At 70.8% G+C, this 24,909-nt stretch carries 24 protein-coding genes; 11 read left to right on the top strand and 13 right to left on the bottom strand.

Annotated features, from left to right (window positions below; all coding sequences use genetic code 11):
* Positions 1-28 precede the first annotated feature (28 nt).
* The 3 genes from ABS78_RS18155 (at position 29) to ABS78_RS18165 (ending at position 3,791) form a co-directional block, all read left to right on the top strand.
* The gene (locus tag ABS78_RS18155; RefSeq protein ID WP_293382649.1) at positions 29-1,231 is read left to right on the top strand and encodes an acyl-CoA dehydrogenase family protein; all 1,203 of its coding nucleotides are present in this window, start codon (positions 29-31) and stop codon (positions 1,229-1,231) included.
* Positions 1,232-1,383: 152 nt separating this feature from the next.
* Positions 1,384-2,592: an acyl-CoA dehydrogenase family protein gene (locus ABS78_RS18160; protein ID WP_293382652.1), complete on the top strand. Its 1,209-nt coding sequence runs from the start codon at positions 1,384-1,386 to the stop codon at positions 2,590-2,592.
* Positions 2,593-2,693: 101 nt separating this feature from the next.
* Positions 2,694-3,791 (top strand): acyl-CoA dehydrogenase family protein, encoded by a 1,098-nt coding sequence (locus ABS78_RS18165; RefSeq protein WP_293382655.1) that lies wholly within the window; start codon positions 2,694-2,696, stop codon positions 3,789-3,791.
* A 76-nt stretch (positions 3,792-3,867) separates the two neighbouring features.
* Here ABS78_RS18165 and ABS78_RS18170 read toward each other — a convergent pair whose 3' ends face one another.
* Positions 3,868-4,311, bottom strand: a complete 444-nt coding sequence (locus ABS78_RS18170) for a DUF2059 domain-containing protein (protein WP_293382658.1) — start codon at positions 4,309-4,311, stop codon at positions 3,868-3,870.
* Between the two features lie 208 nt (positions 4,312-4,519).
* Between ABS78_RS18170 and ABS78_RS18175 the strand changes: the two genes are divergently transcribed.
* Positions 4,520-5,215, top strand: coding sequence for a hypothetical protein (locus ABS78_RS18175; RefSeq protein ID WP_293382661.1), 696 nt, complete (start codon positions 4,520-4,522; stop codon positions 5,213-5,215).
* Between the two features lie 43 nt (positions 5,216-5,258).
* Here the strand turns inward: ABS78_RS18175 and ABS78_RS18180 are convergent, their stop codons facing one another.
* The 5 genes from ABS78_RS18180 to ABS78_RS18200 all read right to left on the bottom strand — a co-directional run bounded on the left by ABS78_RS18180 (position 5,259) and on the right by ABS78_RS18200 (position 7,681).
* Entirely contained in the window at positions 5,259-5,633 is a 375-nt protein-coding gene (locus ABS78_RS18180) for a VOC family protein (protein ID WP_293382664.1), read from the bottom strand.
* A 124-nt stretch (positions 5,634-5,757) separates the two neighbouring features.
* Positions 5,758-6,153, bottom strand: a complete 396-nt coding sequence (locus tag ABS78_RS18185; protein WP_293382667.1) for a hypothetical protein — start codon at positions 6,151-6,153, stop codon at positions 5,758-5,760.
* A 172-nt stretch (positions 6,154-6,325) separates the two neighbouring features.
* Entirely contained in the window at positions 6,326-6,709 is a 384-nt protein-coding gene (gene folB, locus ABS78_RS18190) for a dihydroneopterin aldolase (RefSeq protein ID WP_293382670.1), read from the bottom strand.
* Positions 6,706-7,434, bottom strand: a complete 729-nt coding sequence (locus tag ABS78_RS18195; protein ID WP_293382673.1) for an SDR family oxidoreductase — start codon at positions 7,432-7,434, stop codon at positions 6,706-6,708. Before ABS78_RS18195 ends, folB begins: the two co-directional genes overlap by 4 nt.
* A gap of 28 nt (positions 7,435-7,462) precedes the next feature.
* Positions 7,463-7,681 (bottom strand): hypothetical protein, encoded by a 219-nt coding sequence (locus tag ABS78_RS18200; protein ID WP_293382676.1) that lies wholly within the window; start codon positions 7,679-7,681, stop codon positions 7,463-7,465.
* An 85-nt stretch (positions 7,682-7,766) separates the two neighbouring features.
* Between ABS78_RS18200 and ABS78_RS18205 the strand changes: the two genes are divergently transcribed.
* Positions 7,767-9,209, top strand: coding sequence for an aldehyde dehydrogenase family protein (locus ABS78_RS18205; protein ID WP_293382679.1), 1,443 nt, complete (start codon positions 7,767-7,769; stop codon positions 9,207-9,209).
* A gap of 82 nt (positions 9,210-9,291) precedes the next feature.
* Here ABS78_RS18205 and ABS78_RS18210 read toward each other — a convergent pair whose 3' ends face one another.
* The 3 genes from ABS78_RS18210 to nhaA all read right to left on the bottom strand — a co-directional run bounded on the left by ABS78_RS18210 (position 9,292) and on the right by nhaA (position 13,308).
* Positions 9,292-11,547: a molybdopterin cofactor-binding domain-containing protein gene (locus tag ABS78_RS18210; protein WP_293382682.1), complete on the bottom strand. Its 2,256-nt coding sequence runs from the start codon at positions 11,545-11,547 to the stop codon at positions 9,292-9,294.
* The gene (locus tag ABS78_RS18215; RefSeq protein WP_293382685.1) at positions 11,544-12,035 is read right to left on the bottom strand and encodes a (2Fe-2S)-binding protein; all 492 of its coding nucleotides are present in this window, start codon (positions 12,033-12,035) and stop codon (positions 11,544-11,546) included. The genes ABS78_RS18210 and ABS78_RS18215 overlap by 4 nt, the downstream gene beginning before the upstream one ends.
* 85 nt (positions 12,036-12,120) lie before the next feature.
* Entirely contained in the window at positions 12,121-13,308 is a 1,188-nt protein-coding gene (nhaA, locus tag ABS78_RS18220; protein WP_293382688.1) for a Na+/H+ antiporter NhaA, read from the bottom strand.
* A gap of 99 nt (positions 13,309-13,407) precedes the next feature.
* Here nhaA and ABS78_RS18225 point away from each other — a divergent pair, with 99 nt between their 5' ends.
* The 3 genes from ABS78_RS18225 to ABS78_RS18235 all read left to right on the top strand — a co-directional run bounded on the left by ABS78_RS18225 (position 13,408) and on the right by ABS78_RS18235 (position 16,385).
* A complete protein-coding gene (locus ABS78_RS18225; RefSeq protein ID WP_293382691.1) occupies positions 13,408-13,977 on the top strand; it encodes a carboxymuconolactone decarboxylase family protein in 570 nt (189 codons plus the stop codon).
* A 1-nt stretch (position 13,978) separates the two neighbouring features.
* Positions 13,979-14,791, top strand: a complete 813-nt coding sequence (locus ABS78_RS18230) for an SDR family NAD(P)-dependent oxidoreductase (RefSeq protein WP_293382694.1) — start codon at positions 13,979-13,981, stop codon at positions 14,789-14,791.
* 178 nt (positions 14,792-14,969) lie between these two features.
* Positions 14,970-16,385 carry a protein adenylyltransferase SelO gene (locus tag ABS78_RS18235; RefSeq protein ID WP_293382697.1) on the top strand — a complete coding sequence of 472 codons (1,416 nt, stop codon included), beginning with the start codon at positions 14,970-14,972 and terminating at the stop codon, positions 16,383-16,385.
* 29 nt (positions 16,386-16,414) lie between these two features.
* On the opposite strand, the gene ABS78_RS18240 is transcribed toward ABS78_RS18235, so the two are convergent.
* From ABS78_RS18240 to ABS78_RS18250, 3 genes are read right to left on the bottom strand one after another with little or no spacing between them, the layout of a single operon-like run.
* Complete coding sequence (locus ABS78_RS18240) at positions 16,415-17,302, bottom strand: EamA family transporter (protein ID WP_293382700.1); 888 nt, start codon at positions 17,300-17,302, stop codon at positions 16,415-16,417.
* Complete coding sequence (gene gluQRS, locus ABS78_RS18245) at positions 17,295-18,122, bottom strand: tRNA glutamyl-Q(34) synthetase GluQRS (protein WP_293382703.1); 828 nt, start codon at positions 18,120-18,122, stop codon at positions 17,295-17,297. The genes ABS78_RS18240 and gluQRS overlap by 8 nt, the downstream gene beginning before the upstream one ends.
* A gap of 10 nt (positions 18,123-18,132) precedes the next feature.
* Positions 18,133-18,762 carry a TetR/AcrR family transcriptional regulator gene (locus ABS78_RS18250; RefSeq protein WP_293382706.1) on the bottom strand — a complete coding sequence of 210 codons (630 nt, stop codon included), beginning with the start codon at positions 18,760-18,762 and terminating at the stop codon, positions 18,133-18,135.
* Between the two features lie 808 nt (positions 18,763-19,570).
* Here ABS78_RS18250 and ABS78_RS18255 point away from each other — a divergent pair.
* A complete protein-coding gene (locus tag ABS78_RS18255) occupies positions 19,571-20,854 on the top strand; it encodes a PEPxxWA-CTERM sorting domain-containing protein (protein WP_293382709.1) in 1,284 nt (427 codons plus the stop codon).
* Positions 20,855-20,961: 107 nt separating this feature from the next.
* Here ABS78_RS18255 and ABS78_RS18260 read toward each other — a convergent pair whose 3' ends face one another.
* Positions 20,962-21,774: a hypothetical protein gene (locus tag ABS78_RS18260; protein ID WP_293382711.1), complete on the bottom strand. Its 813-nt coding sequence runs from the start codon at positions 21,772-21,774 to the stop codon at positions 20,962-20,964.
* 112 nt (positions 21,775-21,886) lie between these two features.
* On the opposite strand from ABS78_RS18260, the gene ABS78_RS18265 reads away from it, so the two are divergent.
* Positions 21,887-22,657 (top strand): class I SAM-dependent methyltransferase, encoded by a 771-nt coding sequence (locus ABS78_RS18265; RefSeq protein ID WP_293382714.1) that lies wholly within the window; start codon positions 21,887-21,889, stop codon positions 22,655-22,657.
* A 118-nt stretch (positions 22,658-22,775) separates the two neighbouring features.
* Complete coding sequence (locus ABS78_RS18270; RefSeq protein ID WP_293382717.1) at positions 22,776-24,905, top strand: ATP-binding protein; 2,130 nt, start codon at positions 22,776-22,778, stop codon at positions 24,903-24,905.
* The last annotated feature ends 4 nt before the right edge of the window (positions 24,906-24,909 follow it).

Consider the following 24,909-nt stretch of genomic DNA (forward strand, 5'->3'; position numbering starts at 1 on the left):
ACGGCCACAGCGGATGGGGTGAGGCAAGATGGCTGATTTCGGCGGCGTCGACCTGTCCGCCTTCCGGGACGAGGTCCGGGCCTGGATCGCGGCGAACTTCCCGCCGGCGCTGACGGGCGCGGCGGCCCCGGAGGGCCGAGAGCTGTCGCCCGAGCAGGACGCGTGGCGCCGCGCCGTGGGCGAGAAGGGCTGGGGCGTGCCCACCTGGCCCGCGGCGTACGGGGGCGGGGGCCTCGGCCGTAGCGAGGCGCGGGTGATCGCCGAGGAGCTGGCCGCGGCCGGCGCCTACAACCCGATCGGCGGCATGGGCGTGATGATGTTCGGCCCGACTCTGCTGGAGTACGGCGACGAGGCCCAGAAGAGGCGGCACATCCCGCCGATCGCGCGGGGAGAGCTGCGCTGGTGCCAGGGCTTCTCGGAGCCGGGCGCCGGGTCGGACCTGGCGGGACTCCAGACCAGGGCGGCGGACGCCGGCGACCGCTATGTCGTTGACGGCCAAAAGGTGTGGACGAGCGGCGCCCAGTGGGCCGACTGGTGCTTCTGCCTCGTGCGGACCGACCCCTCGAAAAAGCATGAGGGGATCAGCTTCCTGCTCATCGACATGCGGACGCCGGGGGTCGAGGTGCGGCCGATCCTGCTCATCAACGGGACGTCCCCGTTCTGCGAGACCTTCTTCACCGGCGTGGAGGTTCCCAAGGCGAATCTGGTCGGGCCGTTGAACGGCGGCTGGACCATCGCCAAGCGGCTGCTCCAGCACGAGCGCGAGGGGATTTCGGGGGCGAACCAGGCCGGCGCGCCCGGGGTGACGCCCGGTCCGCCGTTGCCGGAGCTGGCCGTTTCGCTGGTGGGGCGTGACGACGACGGGCGCCTGGCCGACCCGGACCTGCGTCGCCGCCTGACGGACCACCTGATGGAGGCGCGCGCTTTCCAGCTCACCGGCCGCCGCGCGGCCGCCGAGGCGCGCAGCAACCAGGGCCCGTCGGCCGCGTCGTCCGTGTTGAAGAACGTGGGCTCGAAGGTGCGTCAGGCCCGCGCCGAACTGACGATCGAGACCCTGGGTCACCGGGGCCTTGGCTGGGAGGGTGATGCTTTCGGGCCCGACGACCTGGGCGCCGTGCGGGCCTGGCTGCGTGGAAAATCGGGTACGATCGCCGGCGGATCTTGGGAGGTTCAGCTCAACATCATCTCGAAGCGCATCCTGGGTTTGCCGGAGACGACGCCTTCCAGATAGACAGAAAATCTTCAAAACATTGAATAAATTGGAGAAAATATAGGAGATTCCATGGGTCTGGGTTCTGGGTTTTCTCCGCCTTCTGTGGTTTGAATAGGGTGCGCCCGCGGCGCCTTTGAACGACGATTTTTCTGACGAGGACGATTTCCGAGATGGCTGATTTTGGCGGTACCGACCTGGACGCCTTCCGCAAGGAGGCCCGGGACTGGGTGGCGGCGAACTTTCCCGCCGAACTGAAGGGCAAGCCCAACCCGATGGCGCGCGAGGAGCGGGACCGGCCGCTCACCCCGGCGCAGGACGCCTGGCGCAAGGCCGTGGGCGACAAGGGCTGGGGCACGCCGACGTGGCCCAAGGCGTACGGCGGCGGCGGCCTGTCGCCGGCCGAGGCCCGCGTGGTGCAGGGCGAGTTCGCCCGCGCCGGCGCCTACAACCCGATCGGCGGCATGGGCGTGATGATGTTCGGCCCGACGCTGCTGGAATACGGCACCGAAGCGCAGAAGCAGGAGCATATCCCCCCGATCTGCCGCGGCGAACTCCAGTGGTGCCAGGGCTTCTCCGAACCGGGCGCCGGGTCGGACCTGGCCAGCCTCCAGACGCGGGCGGACGACAAGGGCGACCACTTCATCATCAACGGGCAAAAAGTCTGGACCAGCGGCGCCCAATGGGCCGACTGGTGCTTCTGCCTGGTGCGCACCGACACCTCGAAGAAGCACGAGGGCATCTCGTTCGTGCTGTTCTCGATGCACCAGCCGGGCGTTGAGGTTCGGCCGATCAAGCTGATCGCGGGCAATTCGCCCTTCTGCGAGACCTTCTTCAACGACGCGCGCGCCGAGAAGAAGGATCTGGTGGGGCCCCTGAACGGCGGCTGGACCATCGCCAAGCGGCTGCTCCAGCACGAGCGCAACGGCCTGACGGGCGCGGGCGGCGGCCTGGGCTCGGGCGGGCGGCCGCTGGAGGACATGGCGAAGCAGTACGTGGGCGTGGACGGCGAAGGCCGGATCGACGACCAGGACCTGCGCACCCGCCTGGTCACCAACGCCATGAACATGCGCGCCTTCCAGCAGACGGCGGTGCGGGCGATGGTCGAGGCCAAGGGCAACCAGGGCCCCTCGACGGCGACGTCGATCATGAAGAACGCCGGCACCCAGCTGATCCAGGAGCGTCACGAGATGACGCTGGAGATCATGGGCCACCAGGGCCTGGGCTGGGAGGGAGACACCTTTACGGCCGAGGAGCTGGGCGCCGTGCGCGGCTGGCTGTTCGGCAAGGCGTTCACGATCTTCGGCGGCAGCCAGGAGGTGCAGTCGAACATCGTCAGCAAGCGCATCCTGGGCTTGCCTGACCTGACGCAAGCCCATTGAGAATAGCGGCGAAGCCGGCGCTCCGCACGGGGTGGCCGGCGCGCTCGTATTGAATCGAACCCATTGAACGACAACGCGAATTTGACGAGGAAAACACTGATATGGCCGTTCTGACCGAAGAACAGAGCATGCTGCGCGACGCGGCCAAGAGCTGGGTGCAGGAAAAGAGCCCAGTGACGGCGTTCCGCAAGGTCCGGGACAGCGGGGCCGAGCTTGGCTACGACGTCGCCGCCTGGAATGAGATGGCCGAGATGGGCTGGGCCGGGGTGATCATCCCGGAAGAGTTCGGCGGGTCCAACTTCGGGTATCTGTCCCTGGGCCTGGTGCTCGAGGAACTGGGCCGCACCCTGACGGCCTCGCCGCTGATCGCCTCGGGTCTGGCCGGCGCCTCGGCGCTGATCCTGGGCGGGTCCGACGCGCAGAAGGGCGAATGGCTGCCCAAGCTGGCCGACGGCTCGGCCGTGGCCACCCTGGCGGTGGACGAAGGCCCCCACCACCGGCCCGACAAGGTCGAAGCGAGCGTCAGCGGCGGCAAGCTGAACGGCAAGAAGGTGTTCGTGCTGGAAGGCATGGCCGCCGACGTCTTCGTGGTCTCGGCCAAGGACGGCGGCAATATCGAGCTGTATCTGGTCAAGGCCGACGCGGCGGGCGTGAGCCGCCAGAAGCTGTCGCTGGCCGACAGCCGCGGCGCGGCGAACGTGACGTTCGAGAACGTGGCCGTCTCGGACGCCGACAAGCTCTCGGGCGGCGCGGCGCTGCTGGAGAAGGTGCTGGACCGCGCCCGGGCCGGACTCTCGGCCGAGATGCTGGGCGCCGCCATCCAGGCGTTCGAGACCACGCTGGACTACCTGAAGACCCGCGTGCAGTTCGGCCAGGTGATCGGCAGCTTCCAGGCGCTGCAGCACCGGGCGGCCAAGATGTTCACCGAGCTGGAGCTGGCGCGCTCGGCGGTGGAGGCGGCGCTCGCCGCCATCGACGCCGACAGCCCCGACGTGCCGGAACTGGCGTCGCTGGCCAAGGCCAAGATGGGCGACACCTTCCACCTCGTCTCGAACGAGATGGTCCAGATGCACGGCGGCATCGGCATGACCGACGCCCACGACGCCGGCTTCTACCTGAAGCGCGCCCGGGCCGCCGAAGCCGCCTTCGGCAATCAGGCGTACCACCGCGACCGCTACGCGCGGATCAACGGCTACTGAGAGGCTGTGGCCTCATCGGTTCCGATGTGACGAAGCCCCGTCGGCCGCAAGGCCGGCGGGGTTTTGCGTGGGGGGATCAGCTCAACCCGAGCCGTCGGCGAGCCTCACGGATGATCTCGTCCACCAAGCCTTCCGTGTTGGTCGATATGTAGGCGTTCATCCGCCAACGGGCCGTCAGATAGTGTTGACCGGACGTACTCTCCAGGAAGGCGACGATTTCCCGGAGTTCGTCTTCCGTGAACTCCCAGTTCAGGTGTCCTTCGTACTCGTCCTGCCAGACTTGTCTGTGGGGCAGATAGGCTTGCCGAAGGTGTTCCATCGGAAGCTGCATGGCGTCACCCAATGTGAGGTCGGGCCGGGCTTCCGCAAGGTCCTTGAACAACTGGCTCCCAGCTCGGCCGTAGGTATCTAGGAAGCCGCCGCGATCGATATCCGCCTGCAGTCCGCTTGCGCGCAGAAGCCGTCGAATCAGGTCCAGCTTGGCGGGGCTCGGTGGCTCAGGGATCATCGCTGCGTTCACAACGTCGCTCCTCGCGGAGACGATGCATAGCACAAGCCGCGGTGACTTCGGCATCGGCCGCAAGGCGACGCTGGGCGGACGATCACGCTCCGCGGTGTTTGAGGGTTGCCCCTGTCCACCACGCACCAGACGGCGTGCCCTCACGCCGCCTCTCGAAGGAGGTGGGGATGCGTCCGTTTCTGACGTGGCGGTGGGGCGGATTGGCGCCATGAGCGACCGCAACACCCCCTCCCGGTTCACCAGCCCCGTTCCCTGGATGGACAAGGCGCCGGGGTTCAAGGACACGGCCTTCACCTGGGCGATGGGCGACCTGATCCTGGGCCGGGTGATGGCCGGGGAGACGATGAAGGCGATCACGGCCGATCCCAGGATGCCGGCCTATTGCACCGTCTATCGCTGGGCGAAGGTGGTTCCGGAATTCGGCGACGTGCTGCGGGAGGCGCGGGTGCTGCTGGCGGCGATGCGGATCAGCAACGCCGACGCCCGGCGCCAGGCTTTCCGGGAATGGGCGTCCGAAGGGCGCCGCCGCGACGGCCGGCGACGTGGGGGCGGAAAGGGGCCATCCGTGCCCGCGGCGGCGCTGGAGGCGGTGCTCCAGGCGATCCGCGACGGCGCGTCGATGCTCGAGGCGACGCAGGCGCCGGGCGCAGCCTCGTCGAAGGCGATCTATTCTCGAGTGCGCGGCTGCCCGGGCTTTCGCGCCGCATTCGAAGATGCGTGCGGCTGGCGTGACCTGACCCTCTGGATGGCGGCCGAACGGGCCATCGATGCGTGCTGCACGATTGGAATCCAGGCCGCGGCGGCCCGATTGCGGGCGGCCGGTGCGCGGCGGGGGCGCTTGACGCCGCGCCTGTATCGGGACGGCGCGGCAGAACAGGCCCGGCGGTGGAGGGCGCCAAGATGACTCCGCGCGCCGCCGGGCCTGCGTGGTCTGTGGGCGCCGGGGCCTAGAGCCGGTGCAGCGCGCAGAGCTTGTTGCCGTCGGGGTCGCGAAGGTAGGCGAGGTAGAGCTTGCCGACGCTGCCTTCGCGCAGGCCGGGCGGGTCTTCGATCGACGTGCCGCCCGCCGCGACGCCCGCCGCGTGCCAGGCGTCGACCTGGGCGGAATCCTTGCAGGCGAAGCCGATGGTGGCGCCGTTGGCGTGGGTGGCCGGCTGGCCGTCGATGGGCTCGGAGACGGCGAAGACGCCCGTGGGCGTCATGTAGAAGATGCGGTGGCCGTCCTGCATCGCCGGGCCGACGCCCAGCGTGCCGAGGAGCGCGTCGTAGAACGCCTTGGCGCGGGGCAGGTCGTTGGCGCCGACCATGATGTGCGAGAACATGTGTATCCCTCCCTGGATTCAAGGGCGGGACCTTGGCGCGCCGCCGCGCCGGGCGCAACGGCCCCTTCCCACCTGGGGGCCACTTGGGCGGGCCACCTGGGCGGGAAGGGGAGCGTCAGGCCGATCAGGCCAGGACGGCGTAGGGGCGGGGATAGGCCTCGCCGCGGCTGAGGTAGACCAGGCCCACGATGCAGCGGACGCCGTACCAGATGCAGGCGGCGGCCCCGAGCAGCCAGGCCACTCCCATGATCGGGAAGCCGATCAGGATGATGCTGAGGATCGCGCCCACCCCGAAGAGGACGCCGGTGGCGACCATCATCAGGAGTCCGATCCAGAACGTGCGGATCATGAAGGTGTAGTGGCTGGCGTTGACGGGCCCGGCCGTGCTGCGCTGGCTGTAGGCGATCACCAGGCCGATGATGGCGGTGATCCCCGTGGCGTAGGCCAGGAGATAGAGCGCGTAGCAGACCGCGGGCATGGTCTTGTCCTCGGCCGCGCTGAAGCTCGCGTTGTGGGTCATCGTCGGTCAGGTCCCTCCAGGGCGGGCGCCGGAAGGGCGCCTCACGCAAATAGATGGACTCGGAACGCGGTCACGCAAAGACGGCTCCGCGTTACAAATGCGACAGGTGATCCGCGCCGCAATCGGCGAGAGACACGGCCCGGGATACGGCGGGGTTCGTGTCCGAGGCCGCTCAGGCCCGCTCGAGCACGATCTCGACGCCGGCGCCGGTGGCGTGGGGCGCCAGCGCCAGGGGCTTTTCGATGCGGACGCGGGCGCGGGTCACGCGCGGATCGGCGAGGCAGCGTTCGGCGAGACGGTGGGCGAAGGTCTCGACCAGATCGACGTGGCCCTCGGCGGCCAGCGCCTGGGCCGCCTGGAGGATCGTCTCGTAGTTCACCGTCTCGGCCAGACGGTCGGAGGCGTTGGTGGGCGCATCCAGCTCGACGTCGACGATGAGGGGCTGAACGCGGCCGATCTCGTGGCGGTAGACGCCGATCTCGGCCTGCACCTTCACGCCGGTGACGAAGACCCTGGAGACGGCCAGGCGTACGGGGCTGTGGGTGGGGGCGTTCATGACAGGTGCTGTCCCGAATCCACGGCGATCATCTGGCCGGTCACCGCGCGGGCGTCGATCAGATAGGCCAGCGCCGCGCCGATGTCCTCGGGCGGGACGGGACGCCCGAGCGGGGTGGACGCCGCCTCGGCGGCGAAGGCCGCGGCGTCCTGATGGATCGAGGCCAGGACGGGACCCGGGCCGATGCCGTTCACCCGGATTCGCGGGGCCAGGTCGCGGGCCAGCATCTGGGTTGCGGCCCAGAGAGCGGACTTGGACAGGGTGTAGGTGAAGAAGTCGGGGCCGGGGCGCCAGACCCTCTGGTCGAGGATGTTGACGATCAGCCCGTCGCGGTCCGTTGGCAGGCGCCGCGCGAAGGCCTGGGCCAGGACCAGGGGCGCTCGCAGGTTGGTCTCCAGGTGGAGGTCCCAGGAGGCGCGGTTCATGTCGGCGAAGGCGTCGTTCTCGAAGACGGACGCGGAGTTCACCAGGAGGGTGACGGGCCCCAGCTCGGCCTCGGCCTCGCCCACCAGGGCCACGGTGGCGCTCTCCTTGCGCAGGTCGCAGGTGAGGAGGGCGGCCTTGCGGCCGTGGCCGCGGACCTCGCCGGCGGCGGCCTCGGCGTCGTCGTCGACGGCGCGGACGTGGAGGGCGACGTCATAGCCGGCCCGGGCGGCCGTGGCGGCCAGCACGCGGCCGATGCGCCGGGCCGCGCCGGTGATCAGGGCTGCGCCGCGGCGGCCCACGGGACGGTCTGCCGGGCTCGCGGGCGCCTCAGTCGAAGCGGCCGAACTCGAAATAGTTCAGCGCCGCGAGGACGCCGACGAACACGAGGATCATGTAGATGCCGCTCATGGGGCCTCCGGAGTCAGATGGCGTGGGCTTTAGCGAGGCGGCGGTGTTCCCGCAAGGTTTGGCGCGCACGCCCGGGAAAGCGTCGGCCGCAAGCGGGGTTTTCCACAGGTCGGGGCTTCCCAGCTTAACGCCGATCACTAATATGAACGTTTGAAAGACGGGGAGCGGACGCCTTAAGTCCGCCACGACAGGATCGCCCCGACAACATGCCAGGAGGACGTCTATGCGCGAGTACCTCAAGTTCTACATCGACGGAGCGTGGGTGGACCCGGCCGAGGGGCTGAAGACGCTGGACGTCGAGAACCCGGCCACCGAAGAGGTCGCCGGCAAGATCGCCCTGGGCTCGGCGGCCGACGTGGACCGCGCCTGCAAGGCCGCGCGCAAGGCCTTCGACTCGTGGAGCCAGACCAGCCGCGAAGAGCGCCTGGAGGTCCTGGGCCGTATCATGACCGAATACCAGAAGCGCTTCGGCGACCTGGCGACGGCGGTGACGGAAGAAATGGGCGCCCCCGCCAACCTGGCGCAGCGCGCGCAGGTTCCGATCGGCCTGGGCCATCTGGGCACGGCCATCGAGGTGCTGAAGACCTTCAAGTTCGAGGAAGACCGCGGCCCGACGATGATCGTCAAGGAGCCGATCGGCGTCTGCGGGTTCATCACCCCCTGGAACTGGCCGCTGAACCAGATCGTCTGCAAGGTGGCCCCGGCCATCGCCACCGGCTGCACCATGGTGCTCAAGCCGTCGGAAGTGGCGCCGTTCAGCGGGCACATCTTCGCCGAGATCATGCATGCGGCAGGCGTGCCGGCGGGCGTGTTCAACCTGGTGCACGGCGACGGCCCGACCGTGGGCGCGGCGATCTCCAGCCACCCGGAAGTGGACATGGTGTCGTTCACCGGCTCGACCCGCGCCGGAATCGAGGTGGCCAAGGCGGCGGCCCCGACGGTCAAGCGCGTGGCCCAGGAACTGGGCGGCAAGAGCCCGAACATCGTCCTGGACGACGACGCCTTCGCCAAGGGCGTCGGCCGCGGCGTCGCCACCATGATGACCAACTCGGGCCAGTCGTGTAACGCCCCGACCCGGATGCTGGTCCCCTCCAAGCGGATGGACGAAGCGATCGCGGTGGCGCGCGAGACGGCGGCCGGCGTGACGGTCGGCGACCCGAACGGCAACAGCCAGCTCGGCCCGGTGGTCAACAAGACCCAGTTCGACAAGATCCAGAAGCTGATCCAGGCCGGCATCGACGAGGGCGCGACCCTGGTCATCGGCGGCGTGGGCCGGCCGGAAGGCCTGGACAAGGGCTACTATGTGAAGCCCACGGTGTTCGCCAACGTCACCAACGAGATGACGATCGCCAAGGAAGAGATCTTCGGCCCGGTGCTGTCGATCCTGGGCTACGAGACGGTCGAGCAGGCCATCGATATCGGCAACGACACCGAGTACGGCCTGGCCGCCTATGTCCAGTCGGGCGACTTGGAGAAGGCCCGCAAGGTCGCGGCCAAGCTGCGCGCCGGCCAGGTGTCGATCAACGGCGGCGGCGGCGACATGATGGCGCCGTTCGGTGGCTACAAGATGAGCGGCAACGGGCGCGAGTGGGGCGACTACGCCTTCCACGAGTTCCTGGAGACCAAGGCCATGCTGGGCTACGCGCCCAAGCAGGCGGCGGAATAGCGCCCACGCCATCGGCGACGACGGAGGGGCCGCCCGCGAGGGCGGCCCTTTTTCGTTGCCGATGGCGGTCGGGCCGGAAGGATCAGGCCGGGAGGGCCGCCTTCACCGCGTCGGGCCGGATCGGAAGGTCTCGGACACGGGCGCCGACGGCGTTGAAGATGGCGTTGCCGATGGCCGGACCGACCACGGTGGTGGCGGGCTCGCCCAGACCCACGGGGACGTGGTCGCTCTTCACGAACTCGATGTCGAGGTCCGGGACGTCCGACATCCGCAGGGGCGTGTAGCCGTCGAGGTTGAGGTCCCTGGGCTGACCGCCTTCGAACGCCGAGCCCTCCTTGAGCGCCAGGCTCAGGCCCCAGAGCGCGGCGCCTTCCATCTGGGCCAGGGCGCCGTCGGGATCGACCACGATCCCGCAGTCGACCACCAGGGTCAGCTTCTCGACCTTGACCGCGCCGGTGGCGGAATCGACCGCGACGCGGGCGGCGCAGGCCACCCAGGTGGGCATGTCGCGTTCCTGGCCGAAGGTGGTGGCCACGCCCAGGCCGGTGTTCTTCGGCAGGGCGCCGCCCCAGCCGGCTTTCGACGCCAGCCGCCTGAGCACCGCCGCCTGGCGCGCCGCCCCGCCGACCGCGTTGGGGCTGGAACCCGCGTTGCGGCCGCGGGCGTCCAGCATCTTCAGACGGAAGGCTACAGGGTCGGCCTTCGCGGCGAGGGCGGCCTCGTCCATGAAGCACTCGACGGCCCAGTTGGTGAATCCCGGTCCCACCGAACGCAGCCAGCCCGGCCGGAAGGCGCGGTTGGCGAGGTCGTTCCGGATCGCCCGGACACGCTGGGCGCCGACGTTGTACCAGTGGTCGGCGCCGCTGATCGCGAAGGGGTCGTAGGCCACGCCGTTCTTGCCGTTGGGCATGAAGAACGGCGCCATCGCCTGGGTGGGCCAGCCGGCGCAGCAGGCGTGGTCCATCGCCGTGATGCGACCGCCTGCGCCGAGGGCGGCGCGGACCACCTGCACCGATGGCGAGCGGGGGCTGTCGAAGCGGGTGTCGTCGGGGCGGGTCCAGACCACCTTCACCGGCTTGCCGCCGATGGCCTTGGAGGCGAGCGCGGCGACCACCGCGTAGTCGCCGTTGAGCCGTCGGCCGAAGCCGCCGCCCAGCAGGTAGGTGCGCAGCACGATGGTCTTCTCGTCGCGCCCGAGGGCCTTGGCCAGCCACGGCAGGACGAGCGACTGCCACTGATTGCCCGTGTGGATCTCGAAGACGCCGTCCTTCTCGAAAGCCAGGGCGTTCACGGGCTCGAGCTGGAAGTGGAGGGCGGTGGCCGTCGTATAGGTGCGTTCCAGCGTGGTTCCGGCGGCGGCGAAGGCGGCGTCCACGCCGGGATCGTCGACCACCAGGCCGCCGCCGGCCTTGTCGGCGATGAGGGTCCGGGCGCGGGCCTGGAGGTCGGCCTCGGACACCGTGGCGGTGTCGCCCGGTTTCCAGGTCACCTTCAGCGCCTCGGCGGCCCGGTCGGCGGCGACGAAGCTCTCGGCGTAGACCATGACCACGCCGGGCGCCGTGCCCGAAGGGTCGTCCAGTGCGATGGCGCGGAGGTAGCCGGGGATCTTCCGGGCCTCGCTCTCGTCGATGGCCGTCACCGACGCGCCATAGCGGGTGGGCGGCAGCCTGGGCCGCGCGTAGACCATGCCGGGGACCTTGGCGTCGAGGCCGTAGAGGCCCTGGCCGTTGGTCTTGGCGGGAATGTCCCGGGCGATCACCGGACGGCCGACGAGGCGACGCTGGGTGGCGTCCTTGACGGGCATCTTCGCGAGGGCCTCGGCCGTGTAGCCGGACGGAAGCCCGCCGCGGGCGACGATGTCGCCGTACGAGATCGATTTCGCCCCTGCGACGATGGCGCCGTCGCGCGCGACGCACGACGCGGCAGGAACGCCGAGGGCCTTGGCGCCGGCCTCGACCAGGGCGATCCGGCCGGCGGCGGCGGCCTGGCTGTAGAGCGGGTAGCTCTGCCACACCGACCAACTGCCGCCGGTGACCATGAGACCCCACCGGGGATCGCTGTCCACGTGGTCGATCTTCACCTTGGCCCAGTCGGCTTCCAGTTCGTCGGCGACGATGCGGGCGATGGCGGTGCCGACGTGCTGGCCCATCTCGGCCCGGATGATGTGGACGGTGACGGCCCCCGAGCGGTCGATCGAGTACCAGATGGTGGGTTCGTAGACGCCCGTGGCTGCGTCGGTCGGAGAGGTGAGGGTGAAGGCGGCGCCCGCCGCCGTCATCGAGATGAGAAGCCCGCGGCGCGACAGGCCGACCGGCGAAGGACCAGCGATCGTGTTCATGCCTTGGCTCCCTGACGGGCGGACGTGCGGCCGGCTGAGGTGCGGCTGGCGGCCAGCTTGATCGCGCGCTTGATGCGGACGTAGGCCATGCAGCGGCAGAGGTTGCCCTCCATCGCGGCCACGATCTGGTCGTCGGTCGGGGCGGGCGTCTCCTTCAGGAGGGCGGCGGCCTGCATGATCTGCCCCGACTGGCAGTAGCCGCACTGGGGCGCCTGGGTTTCGATCCAGGCCTGCTGGACGGGGTGGCGGCCTGCGGGATCGAGGCCTTCGATCGTGGTGACGGACAGGCCGGCCATCGACCCTACGGGGGTCACACAGGATCGGACCGCCTGACCGTCCACGTGCACGGTGCAGGCCCCGCAGGCGCCGATGCCGCATCCGAACTTGGTGCCTGTGAGGCCGACCTCGTCGCGGATGGCCCACAGCAGAGGCGTGTCGTCGGGTGTCGTCAACGTGACGCTGCGGCCATTCAGACGGAACTGAGTCATGCGACCTCTCCGAATGTCGGCGGCCCGAACAGAGCCGGACAAGCTGGGAGCGGACGCCCAAAAGCGACGTTCGGCAAGGCCTATCTCAGCCTTGCGCCTCGCGGGCGCGACGGGCCGCGCTGAAGCCGAGCAGCCCCAGGCCGAGGGCCCCGGCGAGCGCCGAACCGACGACCACGCCGGCCCGCATCTGGTCCTCCCGTACGTCGCCGGGCGGAAAGGCGGCGGCGCCGGCGAAGAGACTCATGGCGAAACCGACGCCGCAGAGGGCGGACGCGCCCAAGAGTTCGATCCAGCGCGCCCCGGTCGGCCGCCGCGCCCATTTCAGGCCGATGACCAGGGCGGCGGCCCCGAAGACGCCCGCGGGCTTGCCCAGGGCCAGGGCGGCGGTCAGCCCCAGGCTGACGGGCGAGACGAGGTCGCGGTCGGCGCCGCCGCTCAGGGGAAAGCCCGCGGCCAGGAAGACGAACAACGGCAGGACGACGAAGGCGACGTAAGGGTGCAGGGCGTCCATCGTCTCCTGGAGCACGCCGGTTCCGCCGGCCCGCTTGGGGTCCAGCGGGAAGACGGCGGCCAGGGCCAGGCCCGCCAGGGCCGTGCTGATTCCGGATTTGAGCGTGAACGCCCAGAGCAGCAGCCCGCCTGCGGCCCAGACGGCGTAGGGGGCGGCGCGCCAGCGCGACATCGCCGCCAGCACCGCGAGGGTCGCGGCGGCGGCGGCCAGCATCGGAAAGCGCAGGCCCTCGGGGTAGAGCAGCGCCACGCCCAGGCCCGTGGCGGCGCCGTCGATGAGGGCGATGGTGAGCAGGAACATCCGCAGCGTGGGGGGCAGGCGGGGCCCCGCCAGGGCCAGGATCGCGAGCGCGAAGGCGATGTCGGTGGGTGCGGCGGCGAGCCAGGCGTGGGCCGCGCCGCCGGGGCCGAGGTTCGCGGCGACGTAGATCGCGGCGGGCAGAACGATCCCCCCGGCGGCGGCCAGGAGCGGCAGGGCGAGACGGCGGGGGTTCGAGAGTTCGCCCCGCAGGACCTCGTGCTTCAGCTCGAGCCCCAGGACGAAGAACAGCACCGGCATCAGCGCCGTGGTGATCCACGCGCCCAGGCCCATCGTCTGGGCGAACGGCCCGACCTGGATGGGGACGGGCGCGGCCACCAGCCCGAAATAGGCGTCCGACCACGGCGTGTTGGCCCAGAGGATCGCCGCCAGCGCCGCGATGGGCGGCAGCAGGCCCGAGCCGGTCTCGGTCCGCAGGTATGCGAGCGTCGAGCGCGTGGACATCGGGGCCTGGGTAACAAGCCGCCCGCGCCCGCTCTAGCGAAATCGCCCGGCAGGGCCTTAAGGTGCGGGCGCAACAAACCGAAGCTTCGAGGAAACGCCATGAGATTGTCCGCCCCCCGGGTGCCGCCGCTGAAGGACGCCGACCTGTCGCCCGACCAGGCCGAGGCGCTGCAACCCGTGCGCAACGGGACGATGGGCGTGCTGAACATCTTCCGGACGCTGGCGCACGCGCCCAAGGCGCTGACCCGCTTCAACGACTGGGGCGGCTATATCCTGTCGCGCCGCAACGACCTGCCGGCCCGCGAGCGGGAGATCCTGATCCTGCGTGTCGGCTACCTGTGCAAGTCGGGCTACGAGTTCACCCAGCACACGCGGATCGGCCTACAGTCGGGCCTGACCGACGCCGAGATCGAGCAGATCAAGCGCGGCGCCGACGCCGGCTGGAGCGCGGCGGACGCGGTGCTGGTGAAGGCGGCGGACGAGCTGGTGGGCGACCACTTCATCACCGACGCCACCTGGGCCGAACTGGGCCGCCACTACAGCGACAAGCAGCGCATGGACGTGGTGTTCACCGTGGGCCAGTACACCCAGGTCTCGATGATCCTGAACAGCTTCGGCGTGCAGCTCGACGAGGGTCAGACGCTCGACCCCGAGCTGAAGGGCTACTGAGATGGCGGCCGAGGGACGCGGGCGGCTGGCGGGCAAGACCGTCGTCGTCGTGGGCGCGGGCCAGACGCCGGGAGAGACGGTCGGCAACGGCCGGGCCATGGCGCTGTTGTTCGCGCGCGAAGGCGCGCGGGTGCTGTGCGTCGACCGGATCGGCGAGCGGGCCGAGGAGACCGCCGCCCTGGTCCGCGCCGAAGGCGGCGACGCCACCGCGCTCGAGGCCGACGTGACGAAGGCGGCGGACGCAGCGTCCATCGTGGAGACGGCGCAGGCGCGGCTGGGACGGATCGACATCCTGGTCAACAACGTGGGCATCGGCGGCGGCGACGGCCCGGCCCATGTGGTGGAGGAGGCGGCCTTCGACCGCATCCTGTCCGTGAACCTGAAGGGGATGTGGCTGGTCACCAAGGCGGTGTTGCCGGTGATGCGCGGGCAGAAGGCGGGCGCCATCGTCAACATCTCGTCCCTGGCGGCGCGGGCCGGTGGCATCCAGGTGGCCTACGAGATCTCCAAGGCCGGGGTGAACCGGCTGACGGCGCACGTGGCCATGTCCCAGGCGCGGCACGGCATCCGCTGCAACGCCGTCCAGCCGGGCCTGATGGACACGCCGATGGCGGTGGCGGGCATCGCCGGGGCCAGCGGGCGCACCCAGGCCGAGGTGCGGGCCGAACGGGACGCCAGGGTGCCGCTCGGGAGCCAGATGGGTACGGCCTGGGACACCGCCTACGCCGCCCTGTTCCTGGCCTCGGACGAGGCGAAGTTCGTGACCGGGGCGGTCCTGCCCGTGGACGGCGGCATGGGGGTGCGGGTCGGCTGACGGACCATCGACGGAACGCCTCGTCGCGGGTCCGCGTTAGACGCCGGACTGAAACCGAGGAGCGCCGGCATGAACGGCATCATCTATCTCGTGGGCCTTGTCGTGGTGGTCCTGGCCGTCCTGGGCTTCCTGGGCATCGCCTAGTTGCCCCGTCGGGTCGGCGGGGCTAGCTGACGGCATGCCCGTCTCGCCCGCCTACCGCCCAGACCCCCGGCTGCCCGCGTTGGGCGCCGAGTTCGGAGATCCCGTCCGCGCGGCGGATTTTCCCCAGACGATCCTACGCTACCGCAACGACCGCGCCGCGGCGTCGGTGGGGTTGGAGACGCTGACCGACGAGGCATGGATCGCCCACTTCGGGCGATTCCAGGCGCTGCCGGGGAATATCGATCCGCCTCTGGCGCTGCGTTATCACGGCCACCAGTTCCGCGTTTACAACCCCGACCTGGGCGATGGCCGGGGGTTCCTGTTCGCGCAGTTGCGGGAGACCGGGACGGGCCGCTTGCTGGATCTCGGGACCAAGGGCTCGGGCCAGACGCCCTGGTCGCGTGGCGGCGACGGGCGGCTGACGCTGAAGGGCGGCGTGCGCGAGGTGCTGGCGACGGCGATGCTGGAGGCGCTGGGCGTCCCGACCTCGAAGTCGTTCTCGCTGGTGGAGACCGGCGAGGCGCTGGTCCGGGGCGACGAGCCCAGTCCGACGCGCTCGGCGGTGCTTGTCCGGCTGTCGCACAGCCACGTGCGCTTCGGCAGCTTCCAACGGCACGCGTTCTTCGAGGCGAAGTATCGTCTGCTGGCGCTCACCGACCATGTGGTGGACACCTATTATCCAGAGGTGGCGGGGGCGAACGACCGGCCCGTCGCGCTCATGGAGGCGGCGACCGGCCGCGCGGCGGGGCTCGTGGCGCGGTGGATGGCGGCCGGCTTCGTCCACGGCGTGCTCAACACCGACAACATGAACATCACGGGCGAGAGCTTCGACTACGGGCCCTACCGCTTCCTGCCCTACTCCGACCCGAACCACGTGGCGGCCTATTTCGACCAGAACGGGCTCTACAGCTTCGGCCGCCAGCCCGAGGCGGTGTTCTGGAACCTGCAGCAGCTCGCCGGCTGCCTGAGCCTGGTGGCCGAAAGCGACCCGCTGGTCGAGGCGTTGAACCGCTTCGCCCCCGCCTATCGCGCCGCCCTGGCCGAGGCGATGCTGGCGCGGCTTGGCCTGAAGCCGAAGGGCGGGGAGGCGGATGTGGCCTTCGTGCAGTCCGCGTTCCGGGCGCTGGCGGAAGGCGGGCCTCGGGTGCGCTGGGAGCCGTTCTTCTTCGACTGGTTCTGCGGGGACGAGGGACGTGCGATGTCGGGGCCTCGGGCGGCGGTGTACGGCGAGGAGGCCTTCGCCGCGTTCCGCACCGGTCTGGCCGACTACGAGCCCGAGCGGCCCGAGCGCCTGGGGCATCCCTACTTCGCCGGGCTGGAGCCGGAAGAACTGCTCTACGACCAGATCGAGGCGCTTTGGGCGCCCATCGCCGCGACGGACGACTGGGACGCCTTCCACGAGAAGCTTGCGCGGATCGAGATCGCGCGCGTGGCCTGGGGACTGGGGTAGCCGCAACGCAGCGAGGTGGGCGGAAGGGTTCAGGCGCGCGGACGTGAGGCCCATTGGGCCAGGACCACGCCGCCCAGGGTCACCGCCGCGCCCAGGGCCTGGAGCGGCCCGAGCGGTTCGGCGAACAGCAGCCAGCCCAGCCACGCCGCCACCACCGGCTGGACCAGCACCACCACCGAGGCCGTCGAGGTGGGCAGGCGGCCCATGGCCCAGGCGATGGAGCCCTGGCCGCCGACGTGCATCAGGCCCAGCCCCACGAGCGCCGCCCAACCCAGGGGGCTGAGCGGCAGGATGCGCTCGCCCATCAGAAGTGCGGTGATCAGCAGGAGCGGCGCGCCGACGACGCTGACCCAGAACATCAGACGGCTGGCGGCCTCGGTGCGGCGGCCCTCGGCCATCGCCAGGAAATAGAGGGCGTACCAGAGCGCTGTCAGGGCCGACAGGAGATCGCCGAGCGGCTGGTTCCGGAGACCGCCCCCGCCCTTGTCCAGGGCCATCATCGAGGCGCCGCCGACAGAGGCGGCCACAGCCACCAGGAACAGGGCCGCGGGCCGCTGCTTCAGGAAGATCCACGCGAAGGCGGTGACCACCACCGGCGTCAGGTTCGTCAGGACCGTGGCGTTGGTCACCGAGGTGTAGTGGATGCCGTAGTGCCAGAATCCCAGGTCGAGGGCGAAGAACAGGCCCGCCCACAGCGCCATCTTCGAAGGCCGTCCGACGCCGCCGGCGGCTCCGCGCGACAGGAAGGCCAGCAGGGGCAGCGCCAGGGCCAGCCGCCAGAAGCCCGCCGCGGCGGGCCCGGCCTCGGTCAACCGCACCAGGATCGGCGACAGCCCGATGATGCAGGCGCCCGCGACCAGCACCGCCAGCGCCTGCCAGCGTGCGCCGCCCGGGGCCGAGGCCGCCGCGTCATCCAAAGCCCAGCTCCTTCCGCAGGTCCGCCGGGGTCATGCCGCGCTCGCGCAGCGACCGGAGCGTCTCGGACCGGTCGCGCTTGGCGAAGCGGCGGCCGTCGGGACCGAGCAGCAGGTCGTGGTGCCGGTAGGTCGGTTCGGGCAGGTGGAGCAGGGCCTGGAGCAGGCGCTGGACATGGGTGGCCTCGAACAGGTCGCGGCCGCGGATGACGTGGGTGATCCCCTGGAGTGCGTCGTCCACCGTCACAGCCAGGTGATAGGCGACGCCGACGTCCCGCCGCGCCAGGACCACGTCGCCGCCCAGTTCGGGACGGGCGGGGATCACGCCCTGGCCCTCCTCCACGAAGGTCAGGCTGTCGAAACCGCCCACGGCTGCGGCGGCGGCGTCCAGCGAGAGGCGCCAGGCGAAGGGCTCGCCGGCGGCCAGGCGGGCGGTTTCCTCTTCGGAGCGGAGAGGACCGCCGCGGAACACCTCCATCGGTCCGTGGGGCGCCGACGCCATCGCCTCGGCCACCTCCCGGCGCGTGCGGAAGCAGCGGTAGACGAGGCCGTGGGCCTCCAGTTGGGCGAGGGCGGCGTGGTAGTCGGCGAGATGCTCGGACTGCCGCCGGACCGGCGTCTCCCAGGTCAGCCCCAGCCAGGCCAGGTCCTCGTAGATGGCGGACTCGAAGGCGGGCCGGCTGCGGGTGGTGTCGATATCCTCGATGCGCAGCACGAAGCGGCCGCTGGCGGCGGTCGCGGCCGCATGCGCCGTCAACGCCGAGAAGGCGTGGCCGCGGTGCAGATAGCCGGTGGGCGAGGGTGCGAAGCGGGTGGCGAACACCCGCAGGCGTCTAGCAGGCGCCGGGCGGGTGCTGGAACAGGCCCATGTGCTCGAACACCGCTTCCAGGAACCGCCGCTCGCCGCCGAGGGCCTCCTTCAGCGGTGCGAACTGGGTGAAGCCCGCCATTTCGGCCAGGCCGTGGCCGGCGCACCATGCGGCGATGGTCGCCAGTTCCAGATGGGCTTCCGCCGTCGGGTCGGCGCCCTGCTCGATCAGGGTGTCGCGCACCATGCAGTAGGCGCTGTCGTCCTTGTCGTGGATGTCCTCGGGAAGGGCCTCCTTGTCGCGGACGGCGTCGTACATCACGCGGTAGAGGGCCGGATTGTCGCGCGCGAAGCAGACGTAGGCGATCCCGAGGGCGGTGAGCTGGGCCCGGCCTTCGGCCTGGCTCTTGGCCTCGGCCATCTGAGCGCCGAGAGTCTCCCAGCCCTCGTGGGCGACGGCGTCCAGCAGTTCGGCCTTGTCCTTGAAGTGATGATAGGGCGCGGCCGGGCTGACGCCGGCCTCCCGCGCCACGGCCCGCAGCGACAGCGCGCTGGGTCCCTCGGCCTCCAGAAGGCGCCGGGCGGCGTCAACGAGCGCGCGCCGCAGGTCGCCGTGGTGGTAGGGGCGCGGTTCGGCGCTTTTAGCTTCGCTCATCGCATTACCATAATTTCATATCTGAGCACCGTCCAGATGCCATTGACGCTCCCGCTTGCCGCTCCCATCTGAGCAACGTTCAAATGAGAAAAGCCCCGCGCCCCCGGGGGAACCAACGAATGGGGGATCAAACTGAAAGGTGTGTGTCATGTCTCTCGTGAACTTCGAACGGGTTGTCGACCGTCTGGCTCCGGCCCTTCTGCTGTTCCTCGGCCTCATCGCGGCCCTGGGCACGGCGTCGCTGGGCGCCTGAGGTCTCCCCGCCTCACGCGGTCGAAGCGGACGGAGGGCCCCCATCGCGGGGCCCTTTTTCGTGGTCGGCGCCGGTTCTGCATCCATGGTCCAGCTGGCGCCGTACTTGCTGGAGAATGCGCGAGGCGGGCAGGTTCTCCCAAAAGGGGAAATTCCCCTGTCGATTGTCTCAAGTAGCAGCGTTACCCCCGACGCTGCATGGTCTGGCTTCGTTTATTCGGTTTCCCCCAGCCGGATTGGACGAATGTTGCGCTGGAGGGATTGGGATGCCGGCGACGATGGAACGTCTCGCCAAGGCCGCTGAAGCTCCGAGGACGGGATCTCCCGGCCTTGCGTCTTCACGGTCTTTCGCCATGTCCGGTCCCCTGGCGCGATCCGTGGGGCAAAGCGTCGCGCTGCGCAGGTCGTTAACGACAGAGCGACGGTTTTGCGTCACGTCGAACGTAGGACGCGCCTTGAGCGCGCGGGGCGACGATATGGTTCCTGAAGCGGCGACGCAGGCTGTCTGCGCAGCGAACGGTCTGGCCGGTCGGACGATCGGCGGGACGGTGCGCGCATGAGCGTCCAGGCGATTTCCCACGGGGCCCCGCGCGGCCGCCAGGGCCTGCTGGCCTCGGCGGTGGCGTGGGTGTGGCCGCAGCCCCTGCAAACCGAACGGCGCAGCGTCGCCGGCACGACGTTCATGGGCGTCCTGGCGGGCTGGCTGTGGCCGTCACGCCTTCAGGACGAACGGTTCGGCCAGCGGCACGGCCTGATGGCCGCCCTGTTCGGCTGGCTGTGGCCCCAGGGTGCGGATCGCGGGCTGGCGCGCTGGTGGCGCATGAGCTGGCTGTGGAGCTGGATCTGGCCGGGCCGCGTCATGGGCCCCGACGGCGAGATCTGCCCGATCGCGCCCTGGCATCCGGCGGCCCAGCCGGCGTTCTGCCCGACCGATCCCTGGCATCGCAAGGTCACGCGCCACGGCGGCGCCCTGGCCATGATGTTCGGCGCCACGGCCATCGCCGCGCCGACCCTGATGGACGGCAACGCGGCGCTGGACGGCGGCCGCATCAATCTCTTCCGTGGCGGCGGGACCGAGGCGTCTCAGCCGTTCACGGCCGAACAACCCGGCGACACCACGCCCGGCGGCGAGACCGATGGCGGCGTCGGTGGCGGTGAGGGCGGCGCGGGCGGTTCCGGCTCCGGCGGCGGTCCCGTCGGCGGCGGCGATGGCGCGACGCCCGGGTCGGGCGGCGACTTCGGCGGTGGTGGCGACGGCGGCGCCGGTGGCGGCGATACCGGCGGCGGTCCGGGCACGACGCCCGGCGACTCTTCGACAGGCGGTCCTCCGTCCTTCAACGACCCGAACGGCGACCTCGCGCCCGATCCCGGCCTGGGCTTCGGCGGCGGCGGCTCGGGCGGTGGCGGTGGCGGTGGCGGCGGTTCCGGTGGCGGTTCCGGTGGCGGCGGCGGCGGCTCGACCGATCCGACGCAGCCGGGCGGCGAAGATCCCTTCACACCTCCGGGCGGCGGCGGCGATCCGCCGTTCCCGACCGACCCGCCGACGGACAAGCCGGATATCCCGACCCTGCCGGGCGGCGGGCCGGGTGGCGGCCCCAGCGGTGGCGGCAGCTCGCCGGGCGGCGGCGCCCCGTTTGCGCCCGACACCGGCGGTGGCGACGATCCCTTCACGCCTCCGGGCGGTGGCGCGCCGGGCGGTCCGGGCGACACCGGACCCGGCGGCGCCAATGGCCCGGTCGGGGCGATCCCCGAGCCGTCCACCTGGGCGATGATGATCCTCGGCTTCGGCGCGGCGGGTTATGTGATCCGCCGGCGGCGGTTCCGCGCCACGGTGGCCTGACGGTCCCGACCTGACGATCCGGGTCTGACGGTCGCCGCCTTCTCCCCCGGGGGCAGCTTCGAGCCCGATCCTGTGCGGTCGGGGGCGGACGGCGCCGGGGCGTCGGGTCAGTACCTGTCGTAGGGATATCGCGGCCGGGTCCAGCCGGATGGCGGCGCCCAGCGACCGTCTTCTTCCAGCTCCCGCGCATAGGCGCGGCGGCGTTCGTCCTCGTAGGCGCGGCGGCGCTCGTCCTCATAGGCTCGCTGCCGTGCTTCCATGTGAGCGCGTTCGGTGGCGGCGGCTTCGGCGCGGCGCTGGCGCTCGGCCGCCTCTTCGGCCTGACGCCGCTGAGCTTCGGCGGCGGCGGTCTGCGCCTGGATGGCGGCGAGTTGCGCCTCGCTCAGGGCGCGCGAGCGGGCCTCGGCCTGGGCGCGCTCCCGTTCAACCGCCTCGACGGTCATGCGCTCGCGGTGACGGCTCGCGGCCTGAGCCCCGCAGACGCGCAGATCCACCAGTCCCCGGTCGGACCCCGCCAGGGATCCGGTCAGCGGCTCTTCCCCCAACCATGCCACGCCCAGGGTCGAGCCCCGTCGCAGGGCGGCCTCGGTCTCCTCGGACAACACCAGTTCTCCCGACCCGTCGGCGTCGCGCAGCATCAGGTTCGAGAACCGCGCATTGTCGATGCGGATCGGCAGGAAGGCCCGCGACGGCAGGTCGGCCTTGGCGAACCTCAGGCTGATGAACTGGCCGTCGGACGAGAGGCGGACGGGCGTGACGCCGCCGGAGCGTCCCGACAGCTCGAACTCCACCTGACATCCCGCCTCTCCGGGCGTGACGATCCACGCGAGAGGTGCGGGGCGGGGCGGTGAAGGCGCCGCGACGGCCGGGCCCGAAACGAGCGCGACAGCCATCGCGCCGCCGATGATCGACCTGATCACGACGACTCCTGACTGACACGCATCGCGACGATAGGGCTGTTCCTCGCAGGCGGCTAGAGGCGGCCACGCCGCCGCGCTAGGCTCGCCCATCCATCCAGGGAGGGATCGGACCATGCGCATGATGCTGATGGCGGCCGCCGCCGCCGCGATTCTAGGCGCCGACGCGGCCCAGGGCGTGTCTCATGCGGCGTCGCAGGCGGCGGTTCCGCCGCATATCGCCGCGGCCCTGGCCGACAAGGCCCGGCCGGACGAGGAGGCTGCGCGCGACGCGGCGCGCAAGCCGGGCGAACTGCTGGCCTTCGCCGAGGTGAAGCCGGGGCAGAAGGTGGCCGACCTGGTGATGGGCGGGGGCTATTTCACCCGCATACTCTCGGCGGCGGTCGGGCCGCAGGGCAATGTCACCGCCTATCAGCCGGAAGAGTTCATCCGCTTCCAGGCGTCTTACGGCGAGAACCAGAAGAAGGTCGCCGGCGCCTACGCCAACGTGACGCCGCTGACGGCGACGTTCGCCGACCTCGACCTGCCGGACGGCCTGGACCTGGTGCTGACGGTGCAGAACTACCACGACTTCCACCTGACCCCGTTCCCGAAGGACACCGCGGCCAAGGTCAACGCCGAGGTCTTCAGGTCGCTCAAGCCGGGCGGGCTGTATGTGATCGTGGACCACGCCGCCGTCCCGGGCTCGGGCCTGGAGCCGGCGATGAAGGTCCACCGCATCGATCCGGCCATCGTGCGTCAGGAGGTGGAGGCGGCCGGCTTCCGGTTCGAGGGTGACAGTCCGCTGCTGCGCGATCCGTCCGATCCGCACACGGCGAACGTCTTCGATCCCGCGATCCGCGGCAAGACCGACCAGTTCGTCCTGAAGTTCCGCAAGCCGGCCTAAGCGCCCGGAAAACGGCGGTTGCGGGACCGCACGGCGGGCTGGCCTGCGACAGTATGTCAGGCGTCCCGAGCGGGGCCGTTAACCTGCCGGCGCCTCCGGGTGGGGACCATGTCGTCCCATGACCGCGACCCCTGCGACCAGTTCCCTGACGGAAGGCCAGACGGCGGCGCGTCGTCTGGTCGTGCTGGGTCTCGCGGCGGTGTTCCTGGTCCTGATGGGCGCGCTGGCGATGCTGGCGGCGGGCTCCAAGGCCCTCGATGCGTTGCAGGCCCGCGAGGATCGCGCCCTCGTGACGGGCCTGATCGACCGGCGGCTGCACCGCATGGTGACGGACCTGACCACGTCGACGGTCTGGAACCAGGCCTACCGCGAGCTGCGCCGGGGAGGCGACGTTCGCTGGCTGGACGAGGAGATCGGAAGCTATTTCGCGAACAACCGCGGCCACGACCTGACCATCGCGCTCGACGCCGCGGGCCGCCCCTTCTACGCCTGGGACCGCGCGGGCCGCCGCGCGCCGGACGCGTACCCGGTGTTCCTGGCCGACGCCGCCGCGATCATCCGGCAGGCCCGGGTGCTGGAAGCCGGCCGTGGCAGCCGGCCGCCGGACCTCGCCCCGACCGACCCGGCGCTCTCCGAGACCGCCTCGGGGCTGGTGCGGTCGGGCGACGCCATCTACTTCGTGGCGGCCTCCACCGTCACGCCCGAGACTTCCGCCATTCCGCGCCAGCCCGGCCCGGCGCCGCTGCTGGTGTCGGCGCAGAGAGTGGAGCGCGAGCTTCCGGGCCTGATGGCGAACGTGGGCCTCACGGGGGTCCGGATCGAACGCCATCCCTTCGAGTCGTCGGCCAGCATCAGCCTTCGCGGCGCCGACGGCCAGATCGTAGGCGGCGTGGCCTGGGCGCCTCGCCATCCGGGGCTGGAGGTGCTGGCGGACGCCGCCCCGGTGCTGGCGGCGGGCTTTCTGCTGTTGCTGGCGGTGATGGCGGCGCTGGGGTGGCAGATCCGGCGAGTCGTCAGGCAGCTGGACGTCTACGAACGGGGCCACGCGGCGGCGCTGTACGAACTGGCCTACGCCCGCGACCGGGCCGAGAGCGCCAATGTCGCCAAGAGCCAGTTCCTGGCCAACATGAGCCATGAGATCCGCACGCCGCTGAACGGCGTCCTCGGCATGGCCCAGGTGCTGGCCCGCAGCGACCTGTCGCCGACCGACCAGGAAAAGGTGCGGCTGATCCGAACTTCGGGCGAGACCCTGCTGGGTCTGCTCAACGACCTGCTCGACCTGTCCAAGGTGGAGGCGGGGCGGATGGAGCTGCATCTCGACGAATTCGACCTGGAGGCCGAGGTCGAGGCGGCGACGCGAGCCTTCGCCACCCTGGCGGCGCAGAAGGATGTGGGGTTCGCCGTCGATATCGAGGGATCGGCGCGCGGCGTCTGGTGCGGCGATGCGGGGCGAATCCGCCAGGTCCTGGCCAACCTTGTCTCCAACGCCGTGAAGTTCACCGCGACCGGGGAGGTGCAGGTGAGTATCCGCCGCAGCGACACCGGCCTGGCGATCGCCGTGCTCGACAGCGGTCCGGGCATCGCCCGCGACCGCATCCCCCAACTCTTCCAGCGGTTCTCGCAGGCCGACCCCACCACCACGCGCAAGCACGGGGGGTCGGGCCTGGGCCTCGCCATCGTGCGCGAGCTGGTCGAACTGATGGGCGGACGCGTCTCGGTGGCCAGCGCCGAGGCGCGCGGATCGGCCTTCACGGTGGAGCTTCCGCTGGAATGGGTGAGGCCCGGGACGCCGGCCTCAACCGAGCCGGAACCCGAAGCCGAGCCCACGCTGCCGGCCGTACGTATCCTGGCGGCCGAGGACAACCGCACCAACCAGCTCCTGCTGACGGCGATGCTCGAGCCTCTCGGCGCCGAAATCCGCCTGGCGGGCGATGGCGCCGAGGTGGTGGAGGCCTTCGAGGCCGGCCGCTTCGACCTGATCCTGATGGACATCCAGATGCCGGTCGCGAACGGAGTCGACGCCGCGCGGGCGATCCGGGCGCTGGAGGCCCAGCGCGGACTCCCGCCCACGCCGATCCTGGCGCTGTCGGCCAATGTCATGCCGCATCAGATCGAGGAGTACCGGGCGGCGGGCATGAACGGCTTCGTCGCCAAGCCGATCGAGATGGCGGTGCTGATCGAGGCGATCGAGCGCGCCCTGGTCCCGTCCGGGAACGAGGACGACGGTCGGTCGCAGGCCGTCGCCTGAGCCC

It is taken from the genome of Phenylobacterium sp. SCN 70-31, assembly GCF_001724605.1.
Lineage (GTDB): Bacteria > Pseudomonadota > Alphaproteobacteria > Caulobacterales > Caulobacteraceae > Phenylobacterium.

Coding starts and splice junctions, on each gene's coding strand:
- ABS78_RS18155 (WP_293382649.1), top strand. CDS start 29: ATGGCTGATTTCGGCGGCGTCGACCTGTCCGCCTTCCGGGACGAGGTC.
- ABS78_RS18160 (WP_293382652.1), top strand. CDS start 1,384: ATGGCTGATTTTGGCGGTACCGACCTGGACGCCTTCCGCAAGGAGGCC.
- ABS78_RS18165 (WP_293382655.1), top strand. CDS start 2,694: ATGGCCGTTCTGACCGAAGAACAGAGCATGCTGCGCGACGCGGCCAAG.
- ABS78_RS18175 (WP_293382661.1), top strand. CDS start 4,520: ATGAGCGACCGCAACACCCCCTCCCGGTTCACCAGCCCCGTTCCCTGG.
- ABS78_RS18180 (WP_293382664.1), bottom strand. CDS start 5,633: ATGTTCTCGCACATCATGGTCGGCGCCAACGACCTGCCCCGCGCCAAG.
- ABS78_RS18185 (WP_293382667.1), bottom strand. CDS start 6,153: ATGACCCACAACGCGAGCTTCAGCGCGGCCGAGGACAAGACCATGCCC.
- folB (WP_293382670.1), bottom strand. CDS start 6,709: ATGAACGCCCCCACCCACAGCCCCGTACGCCTGGCCGTCTCCAGGGTC.
- ABS78_RS18205 (WP_293382679.1), top strand. CDS start 7,767: ATGCGCGAGTACCTCAAGTTCTACATCGACGGAGCGTGGGTGGACCCG.
- ABS78_RS18210 (WP_293382682.1), bottom strand. CDS start 11,547: ATGAACACGATCGCTGGTCCTTCGCCGGTCGGCCTGTCGCGCCGCGGG.
- ABS78_RS18215 (WP_293382685.1), bottom strand. CDS start 12,035: ATGACTCAGTTCCGTCTGAATGGCCGCAGCGTCACGTTGACGACACCC.
- nhaA (WP_293382688.1), bottom strand. CDS start 13,308: ATGTCCACGCGCTCGACGCTCGCATACCTGCGGACCGAGACCGGCTCG.
- ABS78_RS18225 (WP_293382691.1), top strand. CDS start 13,408: ATGAGATTGTCCGCCCCCCGGGTGCCGCCGCTGAAGGACGCCGACCTG.
- ABS78_RS18230 (WP_293382694.1), top strand. CDS start 13,979: ATGGCGGCCGAGGGACGCGGGCGGCTGGCGGGCAAGACCGTCGTCGTC.
- ABS78_RS18235 (WP_293382697.1), top strand. CDS start 14,970: ATGCCCGTCTCGCCCGCCTACCGCCCAGACCCCCGGCTGCCCGCGTTG.
- ABS78_RS18250 (WP_293382706.1), bottom strand. CDS start 18,762: ATGAGCGAAGCTAAAAGCGCCGAACCGCGCCCCTACCACCACGGCGAC.
- ABS78_RS18255 (WP_293382709.1), top strand. CDS start 19,571: ATGAGCGTCCAGGCGATTTCCCACGGGGCCCCGCGCGGCCGCCAGGGC.
- ABS78_RS18265 (WP_293382714.1), top strand. CDS start 21,887: ATGCGCATGATGCTGATGGCGGCCGCCGCCGCCGCGATTCTAGGCGCC.
- ABS78_RS18270 (WP_293382717.1), top strand. CDS start 22,776: ATGACCGCGACCCCTGCGACCAGTTCCCTGACGGAAGGCCAGACGGCG.